We start from the raw sequence: 25,138 nt of genomic DNA, 5'->3' as shown, positions 1-25,138 counted from the left end.
CCGTCATGAGCGATTACTTGTTCGCAATGCGGGACATCCGTAAATCGTTCGGCGGTGTGCGTGCGCTGGATGGCATCGATCTACAGGTGCGTCCCGGCGAATGCCTGGGGCTGTGCGGCGAAAACGGCGCCGGCAAATCCACGCTGATGAAAGTGCTATCAGGCGTCTATCCCTACGGTACGTGGGAAGGCGAAATCCATTGGCAAGGCAAGTCGCTGCAGGCGCGTTCCGTGCGTGACAGCGAGCAGGCCGGCATCGTCATCATCCATCAGGAACTGATGCTGGTGCCCGAGCTCTCGGTGGTGGAGAACCTGTTTCTCGGCAACGAGCTGACTTTGCCGGGCGGACGTATGAATTACGAGGCGATGTATGCCCGCGCCCATGCGCTGCTGAAGGAACTGCAGCTTGAGGACGTGAACGTTGCGCTGCCGGTGAAGGCGTTCGGCGGCGGCCACCAGCAGTTGTTCGAGATCGCCAAGGCGCTGGCAAAGGATGCGCGTCTGCTTATTTTCGACGAGCCGACATCGTCGTTATCCGGCAAGGAAACCGACGTGCTGCTCGGCATCATCGAGCGACTCAAACAGCGAGGCATCGCCTGCATCTATATCTCGCACAAGCTGGACGAAGTGGCGCGCGTCTGCGACACGGTCAGCGTGATCCGCGACGGCAAGCACGTGGCCACCAAACCGATGAGCGAGCTGGACGAGGACAGCATTATTGCGATGATGGTGGGACGCCGGCTGGAAACGCTCTATCCCAAGGTGGAACACGAGATCGGCGGCGTGGTGTTCGAAGCGAAACACGTCACCTGCTACGACGTTTCCGATCCCTCGCGCCAGCGCGTGAAAGATGTTTCGTTCGTGTTGCGCCGTGGCGAGATTCTGGGCATTGCCGGCCTGGTCGGAGCGGGCCGCACCGAACTGGTCAGTGCCATTTTCGGCGCGTATCCCGGGCGCAGCCAGGCCGAGCTGTTCGTGGACGGCAAGTCATTGAAAGTGCGCTCGCCGCGCGATGCGATTCGCGCCGGCATGGGCTTGGTGTCGGAAGACCGCAAGCGCTACGGCATCGTGCCGCTGCTGGGTGTGGACAAGAACATCACGCTGGCCACTTTGCAGCACTATGCAAGCGCTGGTCACGTGGACAGCGGGCGTGAATGGAGCGCGGCCGAGGCGCAGATCGCGTCCATGCACATCAAGGCATCGAACGCTTCGCTGCCGATTGCCTTCCTGTCCGGCGGCAATCAGCAGAAGGCACTGTTTTCGCGCATGCTATTGACGCGTCCGCGCATTTTGATTCTCGATGAGCCGACGCGCGGCGTGGACGTGGGCGCCAAGGCGGATATCTATCGACTGATCTTCGAGCTGGCGAAAGAGGGCATTTCGATCATCCTGGTGTCTTCGGAACTGCCGGAGATTCTCGGCATGAGCGATCGCGTGTTGGTGATGGGCGAGGGGAAACTATGCGCGGATCTGCTCAACGATGGCCTTACGCAGGAGCAGGTGATGGCAGCGGCGATTCCGCAGGCTAAGAGGGCGTAGGTATCTACAAGTTATTCGGGAATGCTTGATCTTCCTGTCGTCATTCCCGCGAAAGCGGGAATCCAATTTGCTCTTCGGCGAAAGGCAAAAATGGATTCCCGCTTTCGCGGTAATGACGTTCAGGTAAGAACAGACATCCCGCCAGAACGACACTGATTCAAGGAACGCGAGCTTCAACCATGCGTGCACAAGAATTCCGAGCACTATTTGTCCGCTACAAGATCCTGGCGCTGCTGCTGGCCTTGGCGGTGATCTGGATCTTCTTCCACATCGCCACCGACGGCGCCTTCATCAGCTCGCGCAATCTTTCCAATCTGCTGCGCCAGACTTCAATCACCGGCATGCTCGCCTGCGGCATGGTGTTCGTGATCATCTCCGGCGAGATCGATCTGTCCGTAGGCTCTTTGCTTGGCTTGCTCGGCGGCATCGCTGCCGTGCTGACGGTAAACCTGCAATGGGGTTCCTGGCCGGCGGTCATCGTGGTGCTGTTGCTTGGTCTTGTGATCGGCATGCTTAACGGCTTCATCGTCACGCGGTTGCGTGTGCCGTCATTCATTGTCGGCCTGGGCGGCATGCTGGCGTTTCGTGGCGTGCTGCAGGGCATTACGCATGGTGCCACCATCGCGCCGGTACCGGCTGACATGGTGTATCTCGCGCAAGGCTATGTGCCGCCGCTGCTGTCGAACTGGCTGGCGGCCATCATTTTCTTCGCGCTGGTCGCGATGACGGTCATGCGCCGCCGGCGCCGCGCAACGCTGTCGATACCGCAGCCGGCGGCCTGGAGCGATGCGCTTAAGCTCGTCGCCATTGGCGCGGTGATGGTGGGCTTCCTGGTGATGCTCAATCGTTACAGCGGCGTGCCGCTGCCGGTGATGATCCTGCTCGCACTGCTGGCCATCTTCACTTATATCGCCACGCAAACCGTGTTCGGTCGCCACATCTATGCGGTGGGCGGCAACATGGAAGCCAGCCGGCTTTCGGGTATCGACGTAAGTGGCGTGAAGATGGTGGTGTTCGCGCTGATGGGATTGATGTGTGCGTTCGCCGGCATCATCAACACGGCTCGCCTGGCGGCCGGCTCGCCTTCCGCGGGCACCAACGGCGAACTGGATGCGATTGCGGCGTGCTTCATCGGCGGCGCTTCCATGCGTGGCGGTGCCGGCACCGTGCACGGCGCGCTGATCGGTGCGCTGGTGATGGCCAGTCTCGACAATGGCATGTCAATGATGGACGTCGACAATTACTGGCAGCTGATTGTGAAGGGTTCGATCCTGGTGATTGCCGTGTGGGTGGATGTGCTTTCGGGCACGAAGCGTGATTGAAGGTTTATCTCCTTTCTATACAAATGCGACGAACTGCCCCCTCCCCTGCTTGCAGGGGAGGGCTGGGGTGGGGTGAGTACTTGCGATGAACTTTCCCGCAAGTGTTCACCCCCTCCCAACCTCCCCCTGCAAGCAGGGGGAGGAGCCGGCTTGAGGCGCTCTTGAAATCCTTGAGGCTACAACCATGGTGAACACCTCTCGTCGCAATGCATTCAAAATGCTGGTGACCGGCGCAGCTTCTGCACCGTTCGCGTTGAAATCCGCGGCATCCATGCCGTGCACGCAAGCAACACCCAAATGGGCACATGGCACAGAAGGCCAACGCAAAGCCGATCTCGGCAACAGCACCTATCTCAATCCCATCGTTGCGGGCGACCATCCGGACCCCACCATCCTCAAGGATGGCGACGATTACTACATGACGTTCACGTCCTTCGATTCCTATCCAGGCATCGTGATCTGGCATTCCACGGACTTGGTGAACTGGACACCGGTGACGGCCGCACTGTCCAAGCCGCTCGGCACGATCTTCGCGGTCGATCTGTGCAAGCACAACGGCCGCTACTTCATCTACATTCCTGCCGATCCGTCGGGCAAGGGCTGGTCCATTCACGTGATCTGGGCGGACGACATCAAGGGCCCGTGGAGCGATCCCATCGATATGAACATCGTGGGCTGCATCGATCCGGGCCACGTGGTGGGTGAGGACGGCAAGCGCTATCTGTTCGTCAACGGCATACGCAAGATACGCCTTACAGATGATGGCTTGGCCGCCGATGGCCAACTGGAGTCGGCATACAGTCCATGGCGTTATCCTGATGACTGGGTAGTGGAGGATTTCGCGCCGGAAGGTCCGAAGCTTTTGCGTCATGGAGAGTGGTTCTACTTGATCACCGCCGTCGGCGGCACGGCAGGACCGCCGACAAGTCATATGGTGATCGCGGCGCGCTCCAAATCCATCCACGGGCCATGGGAACATTGCCCGCACAATCCACTAGTGCGTACCACGAGTGCTGCTGAACCCTGGTGGTCGCGTGGACACGCTTCGCTGGTGGAAGGCCCGGCGGGTGACTGGTGGATGGTGTATCACGGTTACGAGAATGGCTTCCGAACGCTGGGGCGCCAAACGTTGCTGGAACCGATGGAGTGGACCAGCGACGGCTGGTTTCGCGCCAAAGGCGGTGATCTTTCCAGGCCTTTGCCGAAACCCAAGGGCGGCAAGAGCGGTGTGTCAGGCCTTGCACTGTCGGATGACTTCACGAGCAACAAGTTCGGCGTGCAGTGGAGTCTGTACAGACCAGCATCGGGCGACATGCAGCGTGTCAGTTACGAGAAGGGCGCGTTGCAGTTTGTCGCCAAAGGCCAGTCGCCCGTCGATAGTTCACCGCTTACCTGCATTGTCGGCGATCGCGCCTATGTTGCGGAGGTGACGCTCGATCTTGTCGGCGATGCTGAAGGCGGTTTGCTGCTGTTCTATAACCACAAGGCCTTCGTGGGCATCGGTTTCACACCGGAATACATGAAGACCTTCCAATACGCCGAAGAACAATCCTGGATGCGGCAGCCGATGCCCACCTCCAGCGTACGCATCCGTTTGACCAACGACAATAACGTGGTGACCTATCACTACTCGCACGACGGCGGCAAAACCTGGGTGCAGCACGGTCTGTGCATGGAGGTGTCAGGCATTCACCATAACGTGTTCGGCGAGTTCCTCAGCCTCAAGCTCGGCATCTACAGTACAAACAAAGCCAGCATTCGTGTGAGGGATTTCACGTATCGGGCCCTTGTTTAAGGCAACACTGATCAAGTATTGCCGTCGTCACCAGCCCTGTCTGTTCGCAGGCCACAGGGCCGTCGGCGAAGGCAGACTGGCCGTCTGTCGAGACGGCGGACCGAAGGCATGCGGACAGACAGGGCTGGCCCCAACACATGGAAAAAGGAGAGGGGTGATGTCTGGAAGGCCCGCAGGCTGCGCCGCACGGCTTGGCAAGACGGCCAGCCGCGCAACACACCCTGCGAGCCTTCCAGACATCATGACGGCGGCGATACTTGATCAGTGTTGCCTTAAGGCAAGCAGCCGGGTGCGAATGCGTTTGGCCCATTCGTACAGTTTGTTGGGCCACTCTGGCCCTCCAAACTTTGTCTTCCAAGCTTTAGCCTTCTCAACGCGTCATCCACCCCAGACCTTTGTGGATCGATGAGTGAAAGTAAGCGCATACCAACCCCTGGTGCCTTGCTTGAACGGCGCCGGCGAAACGGGATCGTTTCGCCGGCGTTTTTTTGCTCGCGACGGCTTGATCTGTTCTGCGGCTTGTCAGAAACGCTACGCATGCCTCTGTGATGACAGGTGGCGTGTATAAGCGGTGAAGACCCATCGACGCGATGCGTCTACGTTTCGTGATGATGTGCACGGCCGTTTTGTTAAAACAAAAACGGCTTCTTATGAAATTGAATGTTCAAACGCATATTCGCGATTTTCGATTTGACGCAATAACCGCCGACGATTATCGATAGCGGATGTTCTGTGCGCATTCGTCGCATGAGGGCAGGGGAGTGCAATTCAACTATTTCGCCGAGGGGATCGCGGCTCCCCAGGGGTACGGCTGCGCCTTGCAGTTCGTGCTATTTCGACACATCGGGAGAACAAACATGAAGAAAACGCTTGCTTCGCTGGTTGCCGGCGCACTGCTTTTCGTGGGAGTAAATGGAGTCGCACAGGCGGGTCCGTATAATCTCTACTCGCCGTATTTTGCGTGGGACAATAATTTCAACAACAGCAGCATTTCATGGAGCCCATCCAGCGGCCAATATCCGCAATGGACGGCTTCGTTCAATTTCTCCAGCAATAGCCTGTACGGTTATCCCGCCAGCATTCGCGGCTGGCATTACGGCTGGAATCCAACCGGCGATACCTTGTTCCCACGGCAGATTTCATCCGCCAGCACCATTCCGGCGGCATTCTCGTATGCATCCGGCGGCAGCAACATGGCCGGCGACTTCGCCTATGACATGTTTCTGCGCAACGACAGCCAAAAATCCACGCCGCAACTGGAGGTGATGATCTGGGCGGGCAACAATTCCTATCCGATCGGTCAGCCCATCGCCACCGGCGTGATCACCGAAAACGGCGTCACCTACGACCTGTGGTACGGAGACAACTCCGCGGCGGGCTACTACGTCTACACCTTCCTGCCTCAGCGCAGCAGCGTACCGGCCAGCCTGCCGACTAGCGGCAGTGCCAACATCGACATCATGCACTTCTTCAACGTGCTTAAAGGCCGCGCTAGCTTCAGCACATCGATGTATCTGGACGTGGTGGAAGCCGGTTGCGAGATCGTGCGCGGCAATGGCTGGGTGTCGACCACTTGGTTCCAGGTCAACGCTCAGTAGTTCAAAAAAACGGCGCCGGAGATGTGGCGGAAAACATCTCCGACGCCGCGAGTAGAACAACGGCCACAAAGGGAGGAAGTCAGCCGTTGTGCATGCCACGAATCGCTACTGATTGAACAGATCGACCGCTGGGAACGTCGTGCCTGAACAGCATCGTGCGGGATGCACTTGCAGTCTGGCCAAATCCTGCCGCGATGCCCATGGCGGCAGGGGTCAATTCCTTGTTCTGATGGGCCAACCTCAATTGAGAATCTCCCGCCAGTTCACACGATTGACTTGATTGGAATTGGATTTCTGGTTTACTGCCTTGAACGTGGTCACACCCGCTGAGGTACTGGACGCTACCGTTACGGAGCCGTCCGTGTTCTGCAGCAGTTGCACACCGGTAGGCGCAGCGGTGGTGGTTGCCCACTTCACTGCCGTGCCGCTGGTGAGCAACACGGATTCCCCGGCATAGTTGGTGGCATACAGTGCGCCTTGCAGCGAGCAAGGGTCGCTGGAGGGAATCACCGTCGTCCACGCCACGATGTTCAGGCCAGTGGCGGCGGCTGGGCTTACCACGATGCGCTCGGTACCACCATTTGTGCCGCCGGCCGAACCAGTGAGGTCGTAATACCAACCCGACGAGCTGTCACTTATGGACGTGCCCTTGGTCAGATCGGTGACGGCCGTCAATGCGCTGCGTGTAAGCGGCAGACCGGTAGTGGAGGGCGTCGTGCCAGAGCCGTCGCGCAAGGCATACATGGTCTGCTGTTGCGTATCGGTGAGGTCGGTGATGTCGAGGAATTTGCCGGTACCTACGAATACCCAGCGCAACGTGGCGAGGCCGTTGGAGCTCAGGCTTTCTTCCACGCGTGGCGCCGTGGTGATCGGCTGCGGATTGCCAGAAGGATCAGTGAGCGTGGCGAACAAGGTAGGCGAGGGATAGTTGCCGGTGGCGTTACCGGACGAATCCACGGCGCTTTCGGTCAAGTCGAAACGCCACACGTTACCCAGCAGGTCGCCGGCGTAGATTTGATCAACGGTGCCGTCGGTCACGTCCTCGGTGTACGCGGTAGCCTGTGCCAGGCCCGCTGGGGTGGCAGCGCTGCCCACACCGGTGTCGATTTTCTGCAGTATCGCACCGGTCTTGATGTCCAAGATGTAGAGAATGCCGTGGCCCGCAAGCGTGCCGGCGGTGTTGTTGTAGCCGGAGGTCATGGCCACCACCCAGCCGTATTTGCGCGTCTTGATGATCAGCGGTGCGCCAAAGCTGTAGCCCATGTCTGCATCGGTGAATTCCCACAGCACGTTGGCGGCTTGTGATTTCTCAACGGTAGAATTGCTAGCGGTGTCGACTGCCTGCGGCACGCTGGTGATATCCAGCGCATAGATGCCCTTGCCGCCTTTGCCCAAGCCACCGACCAGGAGCGTATGCCACTTAGCCGTTGACGTCGTTGTCGTAGGCGTGCTGCTGCCACTGCTGGTGTAGGTGAAGTCCACGTCTGCAACTTGCGGCGTGGCGTCAACGTAATAGTGATGATAGAAGTTGTTGGTCGATACGCCGTTGAGGTTGGCGAGGGCAGGAAGGCCATCCACCAGCGGCGTGCCGTTCGGCCCGTTGTAAAGCGGACTGGGCACATAGGCGAATAATTCGCTGCCGCCGCCGGTGACAGGATTGGACGTGCTGGCCGTCTGGAAGTCCGCTTCGAACGCATGCAACATGCCGTCGTTGGCGCCTACGTAGACCACCGGCTCACGACTGGCGATGCTCGTGGAAAAAGCTGTGTAGCCTGGGTTAGTGGATTCGGAATACGAAGATGAAAGCGCGCCTTGCACCAGCACTGCGGACGAATCGACCATGTCACCGAGAATATGGCTGCGCACGCGAAACAGCGTGCCTTCATTGCTTTTGTCGCCGCGCAGATAGTTCACCAACTGCGAGCCATAGCTGGTGGTATTCAGCGCCGACTGCTCGGAGGCAGAAAGACTGTTGTAGCGGAACGGTACACCCGCGCTTCCATTCCAGGTCACGATACGTCGGCCGGTATTCCAACCCACGATGGATGAGCTGGACGTGGCCTGGGTGAGCGTGTCGAGCTGGAGCTGTGCGTGCCAGGGTGTGCTGCCGGTGGCTGCCGTTACGGTGCTGCCGGTGGTGGCGGTGGCCACGAAGCCGGAGACGTCGCCTACCCACGATACCGGCGTGTAGGCGGTGGTATAGGCGGGAAAGCCGGCGACGGGTGCGTAATAGGGCGCCGTATTGGCGGTAACGTTGGTCAGCCCATGCGTGGAGTTGACGGTCAACCCCGAACCAGTCTGCGACACGGTAGACGCGATGTTGTTGAAGATCAGTTGCAGGCCGCTCTGGATCAGGTTGGCCTGGTTGCCCGGAAGATAGTTGTCGGGACGCAGGTTTCTTGCGGCAACGGTGGTGTTGTTGGTATGCCAAGTCAGAATGTTGGCGGGAACGCCGTCGCCGTTGACGTCATTGAAACCGCCGTACTTCGCCGCCAGCCAGTACATGTTGGGACCCGGGCCGCTGCCGAGCATGGACGGGTAGAACGTCCATTCGTTGGTCTTGCCGTCATAGGTGCCTGGCTCCAGCACGTCGATGATGTAGGTGGTGATCTTCTGGTTGCCGGTCAGATCGGAGCGGATGTCGTTGATGTGCGCGTAGTAGGCGAGACCGGCCAAATTGTAGGTGGCGTGTCCGGTGTCGCTCACTTCCATCGTGCTGCCGAGGGCGGTCACGCCCAGGTACTGCGCCATGGTTTGCGATGCGGCCGTGGTGCCCTGCGCTTCGATCAGTGGAAGGTTGCCAAGCTTGGTGACGTAGTTGGACGTATCCAGTGCTGTTGCAACGGTGCTCGATGGGTTCAAGGGAGAGAGCGGAGTGCCGGCCGAACCGTTCGTGCTGGGGGGCGCTGTAGTGGGGACGCGCGTGTCGTACCACGTATGCGAGTCGCCAATGGTAACAATGGCGTTGTTCTGGCACGTGTACTGGATCGGGTCATTTACCGTCGGGCTGTTCGATGAATTGGCCGGTTTGCCGCTGAACGCCGGAAAGGACGGGTCGGTGCTGTTGCTCTGGCTGAGACCGTCGGTATAGCTGGAGTCCAGCGGTACCTGCATGTAGTAGGCCAACGTAGCCCAATACAGGTCTGCAACTGTGTCATGCAGCTCGTAATTGACGCTGTAGCCGAACTTATTGAGGTAATTGATCACGCCACTGTTGGTGAACGTCACGCTGCCGGGCGCCGAACCATATTGGGAGTCGGCGGCATCCGGGTTGGTATAGAAGACGCCCGTGCTGGCGTTCCATTCCGTATAGGAGTTGTTCGCGCGTGCGCCATAGCCGTTATAGGAGGTGGGGCCGTTGTCGCGCAGCATGGCGCGAACGGCGCCGTTGGGGTGCGAATAACCATCCAGAAACGCATACGCGGTCGCGCCCACGCGTACCTTGGTGTAGTTCTGCTGGATCAATCCTTCCGGTTTGTTGTACAGGCCAGCACCCACATAGTCGGTGGATTTGTGTGCGGAATTGCAATTGCTCTCCAGCATGCCCGCCACGCACACCTGTACGGCTGCATTGTAAGTGGTCGCGATATTGGGGACGCGGTCGTTTTGGCCTGAGTTGCTGAAAGAACTGTTGTTGGAAACGATAAACGTGGTGCCTTGTCCGGCCGAGCGCAAATACACCGGATCGAGCGACGAGTAATTGCTGTCTCCGATCACGGTGGAGGGTGATACGTTTGTCGAACTGCTGAGCCACTTGTCGGGAAAGTTGCCAGTACTGCTTTGCGCCGAGTTGAGGTTGGAACGCAGCAGTACGGTGGTGCTGGTGGTATCCACGGCGCGGTTACCGCCCGTCAGCGCCTGACGGAATTCATCGAGCGATGTCATCAACGCCCAGTTGAGCATGTTGCCGCTCCAGTGTCCGGAGCAGACGGGGCCTGACGTATTCACCGGCACGAAATAGCCTGCGCCGGTATTGCTGTTGTAGTCGTAGCATTTCGTGGGATCGAAATAGCCGATATAGGTGCTGCTGGTTGAGTAGCTAGTGGCGTTCGTATAGGCGCCTACCGTGCCGGTGGGATATTCCACCGACAGCGCCAGCATCAGGTTCGCAGGCACATTGGAGGTGCTGTAAACCGGTATGTCCGATAGCGTGGTGGTACCTGCCAACGTGCCGGCGCTTGCCGTCAATGCCATTAGACATGCCAGCAATCTGCAGTTGAGACGAAAGTGGCGAAGAGACTTGAGCATGGCCGTTTCCGGAATAGAAAGTTGGGCATGTGGCAAAGCGGTGCGCATGCGCACGCTTCAGCGCATGAAGGTCTGCACGTACGCGGTCGTTCCCTTTTGGCCGTCCACGCGCACCGTTAAGCGGAAAGCGGCGTACGCACCATTGCTGAATGTCAGGTTGTCCGAGTTCTGGTTGGACAACGAACCGCCCAGCAGCGATGCGCCCGGCGCGATGCAGGTGAGGGGCGTGGCCGTGCCGGATGAGGGGCACAGTCGCTCCACGACGTAAGTGATGGTGTTGCCGTTGCTGCTGGTAGCCGTGCCGATGCTTCCGGAGGTCTTGTTCACCAGCACGTTCGGTATGTCGCCGGTGGAACGCGACGTAGCCGGCTGCGGCTCCGCGTAATAGCCGAGTGTGGCCTGGTCGTTGTCACTGTTTGGCTGGGTGAAGGTGATCTTCTGCTGCGCATCCACATAAGCCTGTTCGGCCTCTTGCAGTGCGCTCTGGCGAAAGGTGAGGCTGCCAGCGATGGTGTTGCTGGTGTCCACCGAACGCATCAGCGCCAGCGCGGCCAGCAGCGAGACCACCAGCACGATGATGGCCATCAGCGTGGAAATCATGCCGCCTTGCCGGAAGCGGTTGCTGTGAAAAACCAACGGAGTGACAGATGCATGCATGGCGCGTCGACCTAGTAATGCGTGACAACCAGCGCGTTGCGCACTGGAATCGTGGTGTCGTACACCTTGTAGCGGTACTGCGTGCTCGTATTGACGGTGTACTGCAAGGTCGGATCCAGGTCCGAAAACAAGGGGAGCTTGGATTTACCTATGTAATCGCTGGAGCGCTCCGGCAACCGACTCTGCGCAACGATCGCCACACGGATCGCCTTGATCTGTCCCATGGCAGTGGCCGCTGCAGAAGTGCTTGCGGTAAGCGTGGCGATCGACCAGTTGCCGGTGGGCTGCACCCATGCGTCGATCTGATCGGCCGAAGTGTCACTGGAATTGGTGTGCACGCCGTACAGCGCCTTGATCTGCACGATGCCATCGGCAATGGGCGTGACCGCGGCGGCTTGGCCGTTGACCGGTCGCTGCAGCAGGTCGTACGACACCAGTGAGTTGGTGGAAGAGTCGACACCGAATAGCGTGAACGTGGGCGTAGAGCCGGCATCGAACAAGTAGGTTGCGGTCTGCAGGCCCGTGGCGGGACTGTTGGCGGTATCCAGCGCGAGGGTAGTGCCGGACACTTGAGTGGCCGTTGAGGAACTCGTTAAGTGCGCCAGCGAGCAGGTGCCGTCGGACAAGGTGCCGAGCAGGTAATCACCCGTCATGATGCCTAAGCTGTTGCCCACCACCACGCTACTCGCCGAGGGCGTGCTGCTTACGGCGATCTTGAACACCTGCAGCGCCGAATTGCCGCCGACGACACCGATCACATCCGAATTGCTGCCGCCGGATGCGATCAAGACCGGTACCAGCCGCGTAGTGAGCGGCCAGCCTGATGACGTGAACGGTGAGGGTAGGGCGGACTGTGCCGGTAGCGTTTGCAATTTGCTGCTGGTGGTCGTCGTATACGCAGTAACCGGGCATCCCCACAACCCGTAGTTGTAGCCTTGCACGATGCTCGCACCTGCCGTGCGCAATTGGCGTTCCAGCGCATATAGCGCGTAGCTGCCGTTCTGTTGCGCGTCGTTGCCGGTGGTGGTGGTGCGCTTCTTGCCTTCGTACACGGCAAAGGCGTCCATGATCGCCAGCATGCACAGCATGCTCACTACCATGCCCACCATCAATTCGATCAGTGAGAAGCCGCGCTGGCGCGCAGGCGCTGTCGACGTCATCGAGCCTTCAATAGCCGATTGCGGTAACGGATACATATTTGTGCACGCTGCTGTCACTGGGAGCCTGCCAGTAGACGGTCACCGTCACCTGGTACTGGGTATTGCTGGATGAACTGGAGATGCTTTGCGCGACGACATCGATGCTGGGCGGATTGGCTTTTACGCCGGGAAGACAGTTGGTTGCGGCTGTGTTCGATGTGCAATCGGCGCTGTTATACCAGTCCATGTACTTGGAGTTGCCACTGCCTTTGCTTCCTTCAAAGTTCGCCGAAAGCTGCGCAGGATCGGTCGCCCACATCTGCGCAATCACATGGTCGGCCAGCATGGCCGCGTTGATGCGGTAGTTGGAGGCGCCGCTCATCTCGACAGCCGAGCCCTGCAGCGCCACCATGCCCAAAATGCCGACCGAAAAAATCAGGATGGCGACCATCGCATCGATCAGCACGATGCCCCGCTGCAGCGGGGCATGGATGGCGCGAGGTCTGGTGCGCATCGTCTTCATGGACACCCCAGTACGTTGCTGCTCAATTTGAAAGCCGGATCGCACATGTTCACCATGCCGCCCGGCGAGATCGTGGTGACCAGCCGGCGGCTGGTCGATTGTTGAGATGTCTGCGCGGCAGTGACGTCGATGCGCAGAATCGACGAACTGCCATAGGCGGTAGGGCGTCCCAACGCGTTGTACGTGACGCCGGCAGGAACGCCGCCGCTGATGATCGTGCCGTAAGTGCTGCTGCTGGACGAACTGGAAACGACATTGCTCGTGGCCGTCGTGGCGCCGACTTGCACGTTGCTCATGCTGGGCGAGTTCCAGCTCTGAATGGTGCTGGTGGCCGAGCTGCAGTCGGTGGCCGCTTGTGCGCTGGCCGCACTGGCCGGCAGCAGGCAAACCTGCCAACTGCTGGCGGAACTCAATTGAAAGCGCACGTAACGACCTTGCTGCGCGGCTTCGTTGCGCGCGAGCCGCAGACCGTTCTGGATCGATTCGGTGACCGTGCGAATGCGCGTGTTCAACGTCCACTGTTGGAATGTCGGCATGCCAAGCATGACAAGAATGGCCAGGACGGCCACGGTCACCATCAGCTCGATCAGGCTCATGCCGCGCTGGTGAACCGCTCTCACTGGCAAACCCCTTTGGCGGTAACCCAGCAATTCGCAGGCACGGTGTACCAGTCGCTGGCATTGGTCGTTGTGCGGTTGTTGCTTTGATCGATGGTGAAGGTGAAGTTGGCGACCTGCGTGCCGGCGTTGCCGTAGGCGGTAATTGTGTAACCGCTGCTGGTGAGTGCGCAGGTGTAGCCGAAATAATTCGACGACGGCATGCTAGGGCCGCAATTGGCCGAATTGCTCGTGTTGGCGTATTGGCGATTGTCTTGGTAGTACTGCTCCATCGCGACGCGCACGGCGCTTAAGCCATTTTGCGCATCGGTGAGCTTGCCGCGAATGATGTAATTGGTGTAAATCGGCAGCGCGATGGCAGCGAGAATGGCAATGATCGCCACCACGATCATCAGCTCGATCAACGTAAAGCCTGCCGCTTGCGCGCGGCGTCTGCATAGCGTGCCCATGGACCGCCCCTGTAGGTTTGGAGCCTATACGTGCTCCGAAAGACTGCGACTAAAGAGCGCCATTCGCGCCCAACCATCCGTTCGATGCTCGCCAACATCCGTTCTTTCGCGAATGGTTGTAGTGATCATCCAGTTTTGCGATCGCAGCATCTATCGCCGAATGGGACAAAATCGCCGTCAATTTGGGACAATGCGATGGTGTCGCGATCTGCCGCACATGGCCTGTGTGGACCTTGTCCCTGCATTCGCTGTGGCGATAGCCGTTCGTGTTCGCTTGTCGCGAAAGGCAGGCCAGTGATGCTCATGACATGGTGGGAGGGCGACAAGACCAGGGCCATGCACGCTCAAGTAGGCGCTGCGGTGGCCGATAGCGTTGACCTTACCTTCACGCATCCTAGTCTTGCCGACGATTAGGTTTGCAGGAGTTCGGGGACTGGCTTAATTTGTTCGCCCAAGTCGCTTACTTATGCGACGGGTCTAATCGGCGTCTGAACAGGGTGGCGGAAGGTTGATGATGCATATGGAAGGTCGCTGTACATCGCTGCGCGCCTGGATGTTGGTGGTCACTTTGCTGGGTGCGATTCTGGTAGGTGGTTGCTCCAATTTCGCCACCAAGCCGAAGGTGACCATACAGCCCGCCACGCGGACAGCAGCGCCTGCTCCGTTGGAGAACGCCCCGAACGAGACCGCGCCTCGGCTTTCGTTATCGACGATCGTCAACCGGGATTTGCAGAACGGCCACTACGCTGAAGGCGAGAAGGCTTTGCGGCGCTATCTGCAGGATCATCCGGACGACCGCTCGGCGCAGTTCTTTCTGCGTCAGCTGACGCAAGATCCGAAACAGATGCTTGGTGCAGCATCCACGCCACACGTGGTGCAGCCGGGGGAGTCGTACAGCACCCTAGCGGCGAAATATCTAGGTGATCCGAACCTGTTCCTGGTGCTGGCGCGCTACAACGGTTCGGCCAACCCTGCATTGATCCGGTTAGGCGCCACGCTGCAGTTGCCCGTCACGCAAAGCAGTGCCGCCGCTGCGGCTGCGGCTGCGGCTGCGACACCTGCACCTGCACAGCTGGATTCCGATAGCACCCCCGCGACGCCCGTCGCGCCCACTACACCGGTGGTAACGAACCCCTCACAGCGCGCGCAGCAACTGGAAAGCCAAAGCATTGCCTTGTATCGGCAGGGGCATCGGGACCAAGCGGTGGCGCTGTTCGATCAGGCGCTGGCGTTGAATCCGCAGCTGAAATCTTCCGATCCCGACTTTGCCGCGTTGAGCCGCGTCTGGGTAGCCAACTCCCATCAGCAGGCGATGGTGTTCTATCTGGATCAGCATCTGGACCAGGCGATTGCGCTGTGGAACCGCATTCTGGTGGTCGATCCGGGGTACGAGCCGGCGGTGGTCTATCGCACGCGGGCGTTGGAGCTCAAGCAGCGTTTGCAGCAATATTGAGGCTCGCGTGCGCTTCGTAGGCTGGGATTGCATCCCAGCCTACGCGCCTAATAAAGCCTCACGCCTTTTCATCCGTACGCGGCACGACGAGCAACTGCGTAGGCTGCGCAGCCATCGCCACTGCTTCCTGCTTGTGAGCGACAGGCGCATCGCGGTGCGCATCCAGCGTCTCGCCCATCAGGTTGAATGCCGCAAACACCCTGCCCAATTCATCGCGACGGACGATACGGATGCGATGCCCATGATCGCCACGCGCCATCCGCAACAGCGAAGCAACAAGCAGATCGAGTGCGCCACGCAGGCGCCGGAAAAGCCAGTAAGCGGTAGCGAGTACAGCTGCCAACGTTGCCAGCAGCACCAAGCCGATCACGCCGAGTGCGGTACGTTGCGCTGCCTGCAACGGCACTTCGCTCACGCCCAGGCGCAGGCGTCCCACTGCCTTCGTCTGATATCGCACCGGTACATCGAACACCAACGCATTCTGCAATCCATGCTTACCCGCCAGGCGCGCGCGGTAGCTGACAATGTCATTGGATAGTTGTTGCTGCGTGGTGACCACGGCGTCGAGTAGCGTCTGGTTATCTTCGCCGGCCTGGGTGCTGGCGATGATCTTGCCGTCACGATCGGCGATGGCGAGATAGTCGATCTGCTCGTTGCGCGCCATGTCCTGCACCAACGCGCGCGTGGCGGCGCGATCGCCCATCACGATATTTTCGGCGGCGCCTCTGGCGATGATCTGCCCGAGCGAACTGCCGAAGTCCTGCGCCAACCCGCTGACGGCTACATGCTGCTTGCCGTAGATGGCCAGCATGCCGAGCAGCAGCACCGCCACCACGGTGGCGCCGAGCGTAGCCGCCCAGCGCACGCCCAACGATTGCAGGCGAGGGTGGGGTAGTTCTTCGCGCGATCTGTCGTAACTGCGGCGAGCCAGGCGCAAGTCTTCGACGACTTCAGCACCGGATTGGTAGCGCGCATCCGGCGAAGCCGCCATCAATGTGCGGATGATGTCGATCAAGATCGGAGGCGTGGCGGGATCATGCGGTTTGATTGGCGGTTCGGGCAGCCGCTGGCGTTGCCGCAGAAAACGCTGCACGTCGCCGGAGTAAGACCACGGCAGCCGGCCGGTGATCAACCAGAACAACACTACGCCCAGCGAAAACAGGTCGCTACTGGCGCCGGCGCGTTCGCCGCGTAGACGCTCGGGCGACATGTAGTTCGGTGTGCCGCCGATCTTTTCCTCTGCCGAACCAGATGGTCTGGCGCGTATCGCGTGGCGTTCGGCGATGCCGAAATCCGCAATCTTGGCGTGCCGCCATCCATCCAGCAGCATGATGTTGTCGGGCTTGATGTCGTGATGAATCACGCCTTGCGAGTGCGCGTAATGCAAGGCCGCCGCAAGCTGACTGGCAAGTTCCAGTACCACCGAGACGGGAGGCAATCCATGGGGGGCTACGCGATTGGCCAGCGTTTCGCCGGACAACTTTTCCATCGCGATGTAGGGGCGACCATCGTCCGTTTCGCCCGTATCGAAGATAGTGACGATATGCGGGTGAGTAAGATGTCCCGCAGCGCGGGTTTCTACCAGAAAGCGCTGCCGGTAATCAGGATCTTCGGCGAGATTGTCGTGCAGGCATTTGATGGCCACCTGCCGCTGGATTTCCAGATCGAAGCCGGCATAGACGATCGCCATGGCACCTTCGCCAAGGATGCCATCGATGCGATATCGCCCGATCGTCGCCGGCGTGGCCTGACTCATACTGCTATCGGAACATCCACCACGCTAGGCCGCCCACCGCCAGCAATCCCAGCAGCGCCGCCGCTGCATAAAGATAGTGGCGCACATTCCGCGCGTCCTGCTCGTGCGTCAGAAACGCAAATTCGGCCTGGCCAAAGCGAATGCGGTCGCCATGCATCAGTACGGTTTCATGGATGCGCTTGTCGTTGACGAAGGTGCCGTTGGTGGACAGCGTATTCATCAGCACATAGTGGCCGCTCTGATTGATGATCCACGCATGCGTAGCCGAAACGCTGGGATCATTGATCACAATGTCATTATCGACGCGACGTCCTATCGTCTGGCGGCCTTGGCGCAAGGTGTAGCGGCAGTCTTTGAGCGAACCCTGGGTGCCCAGCAGCACCGGCGAGTGCGAAGAAGCACGGCCATTCGATACAAGCGTTTCTTCTTCCAGAGCCAACTGTTGCATTTGTGCCGCGGAGAGCAACTGCGTGCCTTGCGGCCCGGCGCGGAGCCCGCCGGCCTGTGTCGGTTGCGGCTGGCCTGTGTTCATAGACATCTCAAAGTCCCCTGTTGCGGGGCGAACTATAAGCGAAATCGCGGGTGGTTGGATCATTCAGCCAGCCTGCTTCGTGCGGGAACTGTGCGATGCCGCAAGTGCCGTAGGTCCGGGGCGGAATGGCTGTGGCTTGAACGGGAATCATCGGATGCCATGACTTTGCTGGTTCCTAGGCAGCGCAGCCAGACATCCGATGATGGGGCGAAAAGTACCGGAATGTGGACTGCATCACTAAGAGCAACAGAGGCCCAATCGCTGTCGGTTTGGGCCATGGCCGCAGCGCACAGGGCAGGTTTCGTCGTGCAGGCGGTCTGGGGAACACTTACGCCATGCTGACACATGGGCTCGGATATGCGGCGTTCAGTCGCCGCGAAAAGGATTCAGCTGTTAGCTGGTCAGGTGGTCTTACCGTTCTTTCGCCGTTTGAGCGGCATCTATCCCACTGAGGTGCATCATTATGCGTACCCTGCTTTTTGCCGTCGTGGTATTCGGTCTTGCAACGAGCGCATTCGCAGCGCCCCAATCGCACGGTCGAGGTGCTGGCGGCGTCATGAACAACGACAGTCACGGTGATGCGGTATCGACCATGGCTGCTCAATCGAGGGCAAGCGATACCCGCGTAGGTCCCGCAGTAAGCGATGTGGCGCAGAGCAAGGCCAAAGGAAAGGGCGTAACTGGTACGACACACGGTAAGAGCCACACCAAGAGTCACGGCAAGCATTGATACGCATTCTTTGGAATGCAAAGCCACGCGACGCTCGCGCGGCTTTTTTATGCATCCCCGCATGCAGCGTGCCATGTCGCTCAGGCCGCTTTCTGGATATCGACCGTCACATGCACCAGTTCCTCATGGATGGACAAGTGCGTACTTCGGCCGGCGACAGGGGTTCGTCGGTGACAAGGCTCAGAATGCACGCTTAACTGCCGCGGGCGACACGCCACATGTGCAGATCGCAAATCCGTGCGACAACGTCGCGAATTTCCTGCGCCACCGGTGCATCCATCTCGGCATCTAATAGGGTGCGTCCCGATTCGCGCAGCAAGCTGGCGTCCCACCCCAGGAAGGCACCCACGATGCCCATCATCGGATCGAGCCATGCGGCGCCGTAAACGGGCTGATCCTGGAGGTGCTGGAAGGGCACCTGCGCTCGCATCTCGGGGCGGACGACCAGGACCATGCGCAGGAACTTGCCCCGGTAGCGGCCGTGCTGAGGAGCTATCTCAAGTAGCGCCGATGGACTAGCACCGCAGCCCCGAATCGCGCTACCGTCATCATTCTGCTCCGTCCGCTGGGGCAGCTTGTTCAGGTTGATGGGAAACGCCTATGCCGACACGCATCAAGCCCACCATGACTGTCTATCCGTGCCGATTCCGTTCGCAGCCCGCTGAAACCCATCCCAATGTTTGGGTGACGTGGGAAGCCATTGAGCGCGAACACTTCAGCCCAGACGGCGCACTCGTTGCCGATTTCTCACACCCCCTCGAGGTTGACCCGTCGCAGGTGAAGAACCATCGCTACGTGCCGGAACCGTCGTAAGGAGAGGGGATTTTGCGATCAGCTGTGATACTCGTTGCGTTGTAATACGCGAAAGCCAAACCAGCCCCAGTAAACGTGGTGCCACTGGATCAGGCCTTCGTCGTTGAGTTCCATCGTCTCGGCAAAATCCACCTGCTCACCCATGTCCGTCAAATAGGGCGTGCGGTAATACTGCCGCACGGGTGGTTTGCGCTCGGCCAGCATCGCAAACAGCGATCGAAGTTTGTCGTGGCCGTGAAGCACTCCGCTCTCCATGCCAAGCAGATGCGGAAAACGAAAACTGATGTGCGGAAGTTTTCGCCGGCACTTGTATCCCTTTTTCGATTACCAGTAAATTCCGCGTGCTGCGCAGAGGATCCGCGTGGCTTGCGTTGCGGCATTGGCGATTGACCGCCAGTTGCGTTGCATCTCGCGTCCGGGTGGTTCCTTAGGGATGAAATGACCAAAGATGACATCAACGTCGCCGCGTTTTTAAGGTTGATCCGTTTCGCGGAGCACCATACCGATAGCGATGACGTGTATTTTCTGCTCTACGGCGGGCAGCAGCGCTTCACCGATACCAGTAGGCATCCGGACAAGGCCGTTACCGCCTGGGGACGCACCTCGACCGCAGCCGGCGCGTATCAGATCCTTTATGCGACGTGGAAAGAAGCCAAGGAGCGAGGCATCGTGACCGATTTTTCCAAGGCATCGCAGGACAAGCTGGCCATGGAGAAGCTGCGCAGCCGTCATGCGCTCGGTTACATTCAACAGGGCGATATCGATCACGCGATTCCCTTGCTGCGCAAGGAATGGACCTCGCTCCCCGGCGGTTCGCAATCGAAGATGACCATGGAAGAGGCGCGCCGATTGTTTTCCCGATACGTCAGCGAAGCAGGTAAGCCATGAGGCTGAGGCTTTCGCTGCTGGCTTTTGCCGCTGTCATGGTGGTTTGCTGCGTGCAGGCCAGCGACCGATCGGCTGGCAAGACACGCGTTGGTCACTTGAATTGCGGCGGCGCCATCCTTGCCGCCAGCACTGTTTATCTCGACATCGACGATCAGGATCGGCAGACGCTCTCGCAGACCATTACGCTGACGCGGCCGGAACGCAGCACGTCGATCGTTTTGCCAGGCGACGGCCGGTCGCTACACCAACCGTTCTTGAAAGATACGCCGGTGCTGGACGCGGCCGTTACCGGCTGGGCCTGTTTGACCGCGGCTGACGGAAAGGCTTACGTCTATGTGATCTACACCTGTGTGGAAAGTCCCTCGCGGCCTGACTGCGAAGGCGATCGGCGCGAATGGGTGCGCTTGTTCGATGCGCAGGGCAAAGCGCTCAACGCAGGTTTTCCCCATGACGATCCGCGTACCCCGGCGTTGATGAAAAAGCTGGGCCTGGAACATTACTTGCACACCGGTGTCCAGTTGGAGGATATCGACGACTAATGGTGCGAGTTGTTTTGCTTGCGCGGAATGTCATAGGGATGACACAAAGAAAATCTTTGCGTCAGGCCAACCATTTTTCGCTGCCACGATGCGTGATTGATCAGGGGGTTGTTACTGATTATGTTGAAATTCTTGATTGATTTTCACCAGATTTTCACGGTGTCAGATAGGCGTTGCCAGCCGGCACGATTAAGCATAGATTTAAGCAGGTAACAGGGACTCTTCTTTACGTGTCGTAACGCACTACCTTGCGGCGGTTGCGACGCGTCTATCACTCGCTACGTGCGCCCCGGGGGGAATCGCGCAAGCCGCTTGTTTCACCTTTTAGATGTCGGTTGCAAAGCTTTGCTCCGTCGGGTGACGCACGTCTGTCATTTGGCTGTAAACCGCTGGACCCGGCGGATGGATTCGAATGTTGCAGTACCTCTGTAGTTTGATCCTTTACAAGGAGACGTCGTATGGCCAAACAAAGTAGTCAAAAATTCATTGCGCGAAATCGCGCGCCTCGTGTGCAGATCGAATACGACGTCGAGGTCTACGGTGCACAGAAGAAAGTGCAGGTACCTTTCGTCATGGGTGTCATGTCCGATCTTTCCGGCACCAATAACGCTGAGCTTCCGGCGATTGAAGATCGCAAGGCGCTGGAAATCGATGTGGATAACTTCGACAACCGCCTGCAGTCCATGAAGCCACGCGTGAGCTTCGCCGTGCCCAATACCTTGACCGGCGAAGGCAACCTCAGCGTCGACATTACCTTCGAAAGCATGGACGACTTCTCGCCCGCAGCCGTGGCGCGCAAAGTGGGCGCAGTGGCCAAGCTGCTCGAAGCGCGCACCCAGCTCGCCAATCTTGGTACCTACCTGGACGGCAAGGCGGGCGCGGAAAAACTGATCGCCCAGGCCATCAACGATCCGGCGCTGTTGCAGTCGCTAGTGTCCGCGCCCAAGCCGGAAGGGGAGTAAGCAATCATGGCAACCGAGAAACTGGCTGAACAGGGTGGTGCGGTACAAACCATCGAAGCCAACGACTTCAGTGCGCTGTTGAGCAAGGAATTCAAGCCCAAGAGCGAACGCGCGAAGGAAGAAGTCGAATCGGCCGTGCGCACCCTGGCCGAGCAGGTGCTGAACAAGTCGGACATCGTGTCTGACGATGTGACCCAGACGATCAACGCCTATGTGGCGGAGCTCGATCGCAAGATCAGCGAGCAGCTCAATCTGGTCATGCACCATCCGGAATTCCAGAAGCTGGAAAGCGCCTGGCGCGGGCTGCATTACCTGGTGAACAACACCGAGACCGATCAGCTGCTGAAGATCCGTGTGTTCAACATCTCCAAGAAGGAACTGGGCAAGACGCTCAAGCGCTACAAAGGTACCGCGTGGGATCAAAGCCCGATCTTCAAGAAGGTCTACGAAGAAGAGTACGGCCAGCTGGGCGGCGAGCCCTATGGCGCTCTCATCGGCGACTACTATTTCGATCACAGCCCACCGGACGTCGAGCTGCTGGGCGGCATTTCACAGGTTGCCGCAGCAGCGCACGCGCCGTTCTTCGCTGCCGCCGATGCCAAATTGATGGGCATGGACAACTGGAACGAGTTGGCCAACCCGCGCGACCTGGCCAAGATTTTCTCCACGCCCGACTACGCCTCCTGGCGTTCGCTGCGTGAATCGGACGACGCCAAGTACATTGGTTTGGCCATGCCGCGCACGCTCTCGCGCCTGCCCTATGGCGCGAAGACTAATCCGGTGGAGGAGTTCGATTTCGAGGAAGACACCGCCGGCGCCGATTCGTCCAAGTACACCTGGCAGAACGCCGCTTACGCGATGGCGGTGAACATCAACCGCTCGTTCAAGGAATACGGCTGGTGCTCGCGCATTCGCGGTATCGAATCCGGCGGTGCGGTGGAAGGCTTGCCGGTGCATACCTTCCCGACCGATGACGGCGGCGTGGACATGAAGTGCCCCACCGAAATCGCCATCACCGACCGCCGCTCGGCGGAACTGGACAAGATGGGCCTGATGCCGCTGGTCCATCGCAAGAATTCGGACATGGCCGCCTTCATCAGCGCGCAGTCGCTGGCCAAACCGGAGGAATACGACGATCCCGATGCCACCGCCAATGCGGCGCTCGCGGCACGTCTGCCGTACATGTTCGCCTGCTGCCGTTTTGCGCATTACTTGAAGTGCATCGTGCGCGACAAGATCGGTTCTTTCAGCAGCCGCGAACAGATGGAAAGCTGGCTGACCAACTGGATCAGCCAGTACATCGACGGCGATCCGTTGAACTCCAGCGAAGAAACCAAGGCGCGCAAACCGCTGTCGGCGGCCGAGGTGGTGGTTGAGGAAGTGGAAGGGGCACCGGGCTACTACACCTCCAAGTTCTTCCTCAAGCCGCATTATCAGTTGGAGGGATTGACGGTGTCGTTGCGTTTGGTGTCCCGCCTGCCTTCGGCGGCGAAGGCCTGAACTAGGAAGTGTGTTGCAAAGGGGACCGCCAGGTTCGGCGGTAGCCATCATCAATCAGGTAACCGAGGAGAGGTTTCATGGCATTCGATATGCATATCAAGTTCGGCTCCGGCAAGGTCAAGATCGAAGGGGCGTCCAACCACAAGAAGCACAAGGGCGAGGTGCCGATCCTTGCTTGGTCGTGGGGCGTGAGCAATACCGGTGATCTGCATACCGGCGCAGGCGCAGCCAGCGGTGGCAAGGCGCACGTGCAGGATATTTCGATCACCAAATACGTGGACGGCTGCTCCAACGCACTGCTGCAGGCCGCCTGCACCGGCGCTCGCGTGGATGGCGCCTTTATCTATGTCACCAACGCCACCGGTGAGCAGACCGACTTCCTCACCATCGAGCTGAGCGAAGGCGTGTTGGTTACTTCGGTGTCCACCGGTGGTAGCGGCGGCGAAGACAAGCTCACCGAAAACATCACGCTGCACTTCGGCAAGTTCAAGTACTCGTTCCAGCCGCAAGACGACAAGGGTGGCGCGAAGGGTGGCACGAAGGACTTCACCTTCGACATCCAGCAAGTCGCCAGCGCCTAAGCCTAATTCGGCGTACGCGCCGACCTCGGTGGTATCCGTCTGGAATCTCGGCGCGGTTTGCGTCGGGATTCCGATCACCTTCCGGAATGCTGGGCTTGGACATGACTCCCGAAAACATGCTGAAAGAAGGTCGTCTGGACGAGGCGTTGCAAGGGTTGACCGCGCAAGTGCGCGGCAACCCGGCCGATGCCAAGGCGCGAGTTTTCCTGTTTCAACTGCTGTCCGTGCTGGGACAGTGGGAGCGTGCGCAAACGCAGCTCAAAGTAAGCGGCGAGCTGGATGCGGGCAATGCGCTGATGGTTGGCGCATACAGCCGGGCGTTGCAAGGCGAGCTGGAACGCAACGCGGTCATGAGCGGTGTGCGCGCACCAACGGTGATCGGCGAGCCGGCGCAATGGCTGGCCTTGCTGTTGCAATCGCTCAAGCTGATGGGGGAAGGGCGCTACACGCAGGCACAGCCGCTGCGCGAACAAGCCTTCGAACAGGCCGATGCAGTGAGCGGTCGCATTGACGGCGAACCGTTCGAATGGATCGCTGATGCCGATCCGCGTTTCGGCCCGTGTCTGGAAATCGTCGTTAACGGCGGTTATTCGTGGGTGCCGTTCTCGCGCATTCGCGAACTGAAATTCGAGCCTCCCACCGATCTGCGTGACAAGGTGTGGACGCCGGTGCAGGTCACCTGGAGCAACGGCGGCGAAGCGATCGGCTTCGTGCCATGCCGCTACCCCGGTTCGGAACGCGCACAGGACAGCGAAGTGGTGCTGGCCCGCAAGACCGAGTGGGTCGACATGGGCGACGACTGCTATGTGGGCTCCGGCCAGCGCATGTTGGCAACGGACGCTGGCGAATATCCGTTGCTGGATATCCGCATCATTTCGTTCGACACGTGAGTACTTATGGCCGAGCTGACCACCCAGGAACGCCTGCAGCCCTCGCTGCTCGATCGGCTCGCCGATGACGAAACGGCGAAAAAGGAAGAGAGCCGCGAGAAACGCGTGATTTCCGCCACGCGCCTGCGCGATTGCGTGGCACGCGACATTTCTTGGTTGCTCAATTGCGTGAATCTCGGTATCGACGAGCAGCTGGCCGATTATCCGGACGTTGCCCGTTCCGTCGTCAATTTCGGTATTCCCGATCTCACCGGCTCGGCGTTGACTGGTGTGGACGCGAAGGTGCTGCAGCGGCAGCTCAAGGAGGCCATCCTTGCGTTCGAGCCGCGGCTCACGCCTAGCACTTTGCGTGTAACGGTCCATACCGATCCCAAGCGCATGGATCACCAGTCGCTGATGTTCAACATCGAATCGGAGATGTGGGCGCAGCCGATTCCGCTGAACCTTTATCTCAAGACCGAAGTGGATCTGGAAACAGGCAAGTTCAACGTATCGGAGAGCTTCGGCTAACAGCCTGTCTAGGGTCTCGGCGTGGCCCGCGCCGGGACTGTTTGCTTGACGGGCAAGGAGGAACGAAGACGTGTATGTCGATACACAACTGAGTGAGG

Annotated in this window: 24 protein-coding genes; 14 read left to right on the top strand and 10 right to left on the bottom strand. The window is 59.4% G+C overall.

Features of this window, described 5'->3' with window-relative positions; genetic code table 11:
* Positions 1–5: 5 nt before the first annotated feature.
* The 4 genes from ISP18_RS01550 to ISP18_RS01535 all read left to right on the top strand — a co-directional run bounded on the left by ISP18_RS01550 (position 6) and on the right by ISP18_RS01535 (position 6,253).
* Positions 6–1,538, top strand: coding sequence for a xylose ABC transporter ATP-binding protein (locus tag ISP18_RS01550; protein WP_380016347.1), 1,533 nt, complete (start codon positions 6–8; stop codon positions 1,536–1,538).
* Between the two features lie 179 nt (positions 1,539–1,717).
* A complete protein-coding gene (locus ISP18_RS01545; protein ID WP_380016345.1) occupies positions 1,718–2,860 on the top strand; it encodes a sugar ABC transporter permease in 1,143 nt (380 codons plus the stop codon).
* A 184-nt stretch (positions 2,861–3,044) separates the two neighbouring features.
* Positions 3,045–4,655 carry a family 43 glycosylhydrolase gene (locus ISP18_RS01540; RefSeq protein ID WP_380016343.1) on the top strand — a complete coding sequence of 537 codons (1,611 nt, stop codon included), beginning with the start codon at positions 3,045–3,047 and terminating at the stop codon, positions 4,653–4,655.
* A gap of 857 nt (positions 4,656–5,512) precedes the next feature.
* Positions 5,513–6,253 carry a GH12 family glycosyl hydrolase domain-containing protein gene (locus tag ISP18_RS01535; RefSeq protein ID WP_380016341.1) on the top strand — a complete coding sequence of 247 codons (741 nt, stop codon included), beginning with the start codon at positions 5,513–5,515 and terminating at the stop codon, positions 6,251–6,253.
* A gap of 240 nt (positions 6,254–6,493) precedes the next feature.
* Here ISP18_RS01535 and ISP18_RS01530 read toward each other — a convergent pair whose 3' ends face one another.
* From ISP18_RS01530 to ISP18_RS01505, 6 genes are all read right to left on the bottom strand, one after another.
* Positions 6,494–10,447 (bottom strand): pilus assembly protein, encoded by a 3,954-nt coding sequence (locus ISP18_RS01530; protein WP_380016339.1) that lies wholly within the window; start codon positions 10,445–10,447, stop codon positions 6,494–6,496.
* A 111-nt stretch (positions 10,448–10,558) separates the two neighbouring features.
* Positions 10,559–11,158 carry a pilus assembly PilX family protein gene (locus ISP18_RS01525; RefSeq protein ID WP_380016337.1) on the bottom strand — a complete coding sequence of 200 codons (600 nt, stop codon included), beginning with the start codon at positions 11,156–11,158 and terminating at the stop codon, positions 10,559–10,561.
* 11 nt (positions 11,159–11,169) lie between these two features.
* Complete coding sequence (locus ISP18_RS01520; RefSeq protein WP_380016335.1) at positions 11,170–12,318, bottom strand: PilW family protein; 1,149 nt, start codon at positions 12,316–12,318, stop codon at positions 11,170–11,172.
* Positions 12,319–12,325: 7 nt separating this feature from the next.
* Entirely contained in the window at positions 12,326–12,820 is a 495-nt protein-coding gene (locus ISP18_RS01515) for a hypothetical protein (protein ID WP_380016333.1), read from the bottom strand.
* Positions 12,817–13,440 (bottom strand): Tfp pilus assembly protein FimT/FimU, encoded by a 624-nt coding sequence (locus tag ISP18_RS01510; RefSeq protein ID WP_380016331.1) that lies wholly within the window; start codon positions 13,438–13,440, stop codon positions 12,817–12,819. Before ISP18_RS01510 ends, ISP18_RS01515 begins: the two co-directional genes overlap by 4 nt.
* Positions 13,437–13,886 carry a type IV pilin protein gene (locus tag ISP18_RS01505; protein ID WP_380016329.1) on the bottom strand — a complete coding sequence of 150 codons (450 nt, stop codon included), beginning with the start codon at positions 13,884–13,886 and terminating at the stop codon, positions 13,437–13,439. Before ISP18_RS01505 ends, ISP18_RS01510 begins: the two co-directional genes overlap by 4 nt.
* Positions 13,887–14,397: 511 nt before the next feature.
* On the opposite strand from ISP18_RS01505, the gene ISP18_RS01500 reads away from it, so the two are divergent.
* The gene (locus tag ISP18_RS01500; protein WP_380016327.1) at positions 14,398–15,339 is read left to right on the top strand and encodes a LysM domain-containing protein; all 942 of its coding nucleotides are present in this window, start codon (positions 14,398–14,400) and stop codon (positions 15,337–15,339) included.
* Between the two features lie 58 nt (positions 15,340–15,397).
* Here the strand turns inward: ISP18_RS01500 and ISP18_RS01495 are convergent, their stop codons facing one another.
* Both ISP18_RS01495 and ISP18_RS01490 read right to left on the bottom strand, forming a co-directional pair.
* On the bottom strand, positions 15,398–17,095 hold the full coding sequence (locus tag ISP18_RS01495; RefSeq protein WP_380016325.1) for a protein kinase domain-containing protein: 1,698 nt from the start codon (positions 17,093–17,095) through the stop codon (positions 15,398–15,400).
* A 4-nt stretch (positions 17,096–17,099) separates the two neighbouring features.
* Positions 17,100–17,633, bottom strand: coding sequence for an FHA domain-containing protein (locus ISP18_RS01490; RefSeq protein WP_380016323.1), 534 nt, complete (start codon positions 17,631–17,633; stop codon positions 17,100–17,102).
* A 457-nt stretch (positions 17,634–18,090) separates the two neighbouring features.
* Here ISP18_RS01490 and ISP18_RS01485 point away from each other — a divergent pair, with 457 nt between their 5' ends.
* The gene (locus tag ISP18_RS01485; RefSeq protein ID WP_380016322.1) at positions 18,091–18,357 is read left to right on the top strand and encodes a hypothetical protein; all 267 of its coding nucleotides are present in this window, start codon (positions 18,091–18,093) and stop codon (positions 18,355–18,357) included.
* Between the two features lie 193 nt (positions 18,358–18,550).
* Here ISP18_RS01485 and ISP18_RS01480 read toward each other — a convergent pair whose 3' ends face one another.
* Positions 18,551–18,811, bottom strand: coding sequence for a hypothetical protein (locus ISP18_RS01480; RefSeq protein ID WP_380016320.1), 261 nt, complete (start codon positions 18,809–18,811; stop codon positions 18,551–18,553).
* A 146-nt stretch (positions 18,812–18,957) separates the two neighbouring features.
* On the opposite strand from ISP18_RS01480, the gene ISP18_RS01475 reads away from it, so the two are divergent.
* Positions 18,958–19,170, top strand: coding sequence for a hypothetical protein (locus tag ISP18_RS01475; protein ID WP_380016318.1), 213 nt, complete (start codon positions 18,958–18,960; stop codon positions 19,168–19,170).
* A gap of 18 nt (positions 19,171–19,188) precedes the next feature.
* On the opposite strand, the gene ISP18_RS01470 is transcribed toward ISP18_RS01475, so the two are convergent.
* On the bottom strand, positions 19,189–19,413 hold the full coding sequence (locus ISP18_RS01470) for a hypothetical protein (protein ID WP_380016316.1): 225 nt from the start codon (positions 19,411–19,413) through the stop codon (positions 19,189–19,191).
* 195 nt (positions 19,414–19,608) lie between these two features.
* Here ISP18_RS01470 and ISP18_RS01465 point away from each other — a divergent pair, with 195 nt between their 5' ends.
* The 7 genes from ISP18_RS01465 (at position 19,609) to tssE (ending at position 25,040) form a co-directional block, all read left to right on the top strand.
* Positions 19,609–20,058, top strand: a complete 450-nt coding sequence (locus tag ISP18_RS01465) for a hypothetical protein (protein WP_380016315.1) — start codon at positions 19,609–19,611, stop codon at positions 20,056–20,058.
* Positions 20,055–20,597: a hypothetical protein gene (locus ISP18_RS01460; RefSeq protein ID WP_380016313.1), complete on the top strand. Its 543-nt coding sequence runs from the start codon at positions 20,055–20,057 to the stop codon at positions 20,595–20,597. The genes ISP18_RS01465 and ISP18_RS01460 overlap by 4 nt, the downstream gene beginning before the upstream one ends.
* A gap of 458 nt (positions 20,598–21,055) precedes the next feature.
* Positions 21,056–21,559: a type VI secretion system contractile sheath small subunit gene (gene tssB, locus ISP18_RS01455; RefSeq protein WP_380016311.1), complete on the top strand. Its 504-nt coding sequence runs from the start codon at positions 21,056–21,058 to the stop codon at positions 21,557–21,559.
* Positions 21,560–21,565: 6 nt separating this feature from the next.
* Positions 21,566–23,059 (top strand): type VI secretion system contractile sheath large subunit, encoded by a 1,494-nt coding sequence (gene tssC, locus ISP18_RS01450; RefSeq protein WP_380016309.1) that lies wholly within the window; start codon positions 21,566–21,568, stop codon positions 23,057–23,059.
* A gap of 77 nt (positions 23,060–23,136) precedes the next feature.
* Entirely contained in the window at positions 23,137–23,640 is a 504-nt protein-coding gene (locus ISP18_RS01445) for an Hcp family type VI secretion system effector (RefSeq protein ID WP_380016307.1), read from the top strand.
* 95 nt (positions 23,641–23,735) lie between these two features.
* Entirely contained in the window at positions 23,736–24,530 is a 795-nt protein-coding gene (locus tag ISP18_RS01440; RefSeq protein WP_380016305.1) for a type VI secretion system accessory protein TagJ, read from the top strand.
* A gap of 6 nt (positions 24,531–24,536) precedes the next feature.
* Positions 24,537–25,040 (top strand): type VI secretion system baseplate subunit TssE, encoded by a 504-nt coding sequence (gene tssE / locus ISP18_RS01435; RefSeq protein ID WP_380016303.1) that lies wholly within the window; start codon positions 24,537–24,539, stop codon positions 25,038–25,040.
* The last annotated feature ends 98 nt before the right edge of the window (positions 25,041–25,138 follow it).

Origin of the sequence: Dyella humi (assembly GCF_044904605.1) — a bacterium.
Lineage (GTDB): Bacteria > Pseudomonadota > Gammaproteobacteria > Xanthomonadales > Rhodanobacteraceae > Dyella_B > Dyella_B humi.
The sequence above is the reverse complement of the archived record's forward strand: the minus strand, read 5'-3'. Positions and strand labels throughout refer to the sequence as shown.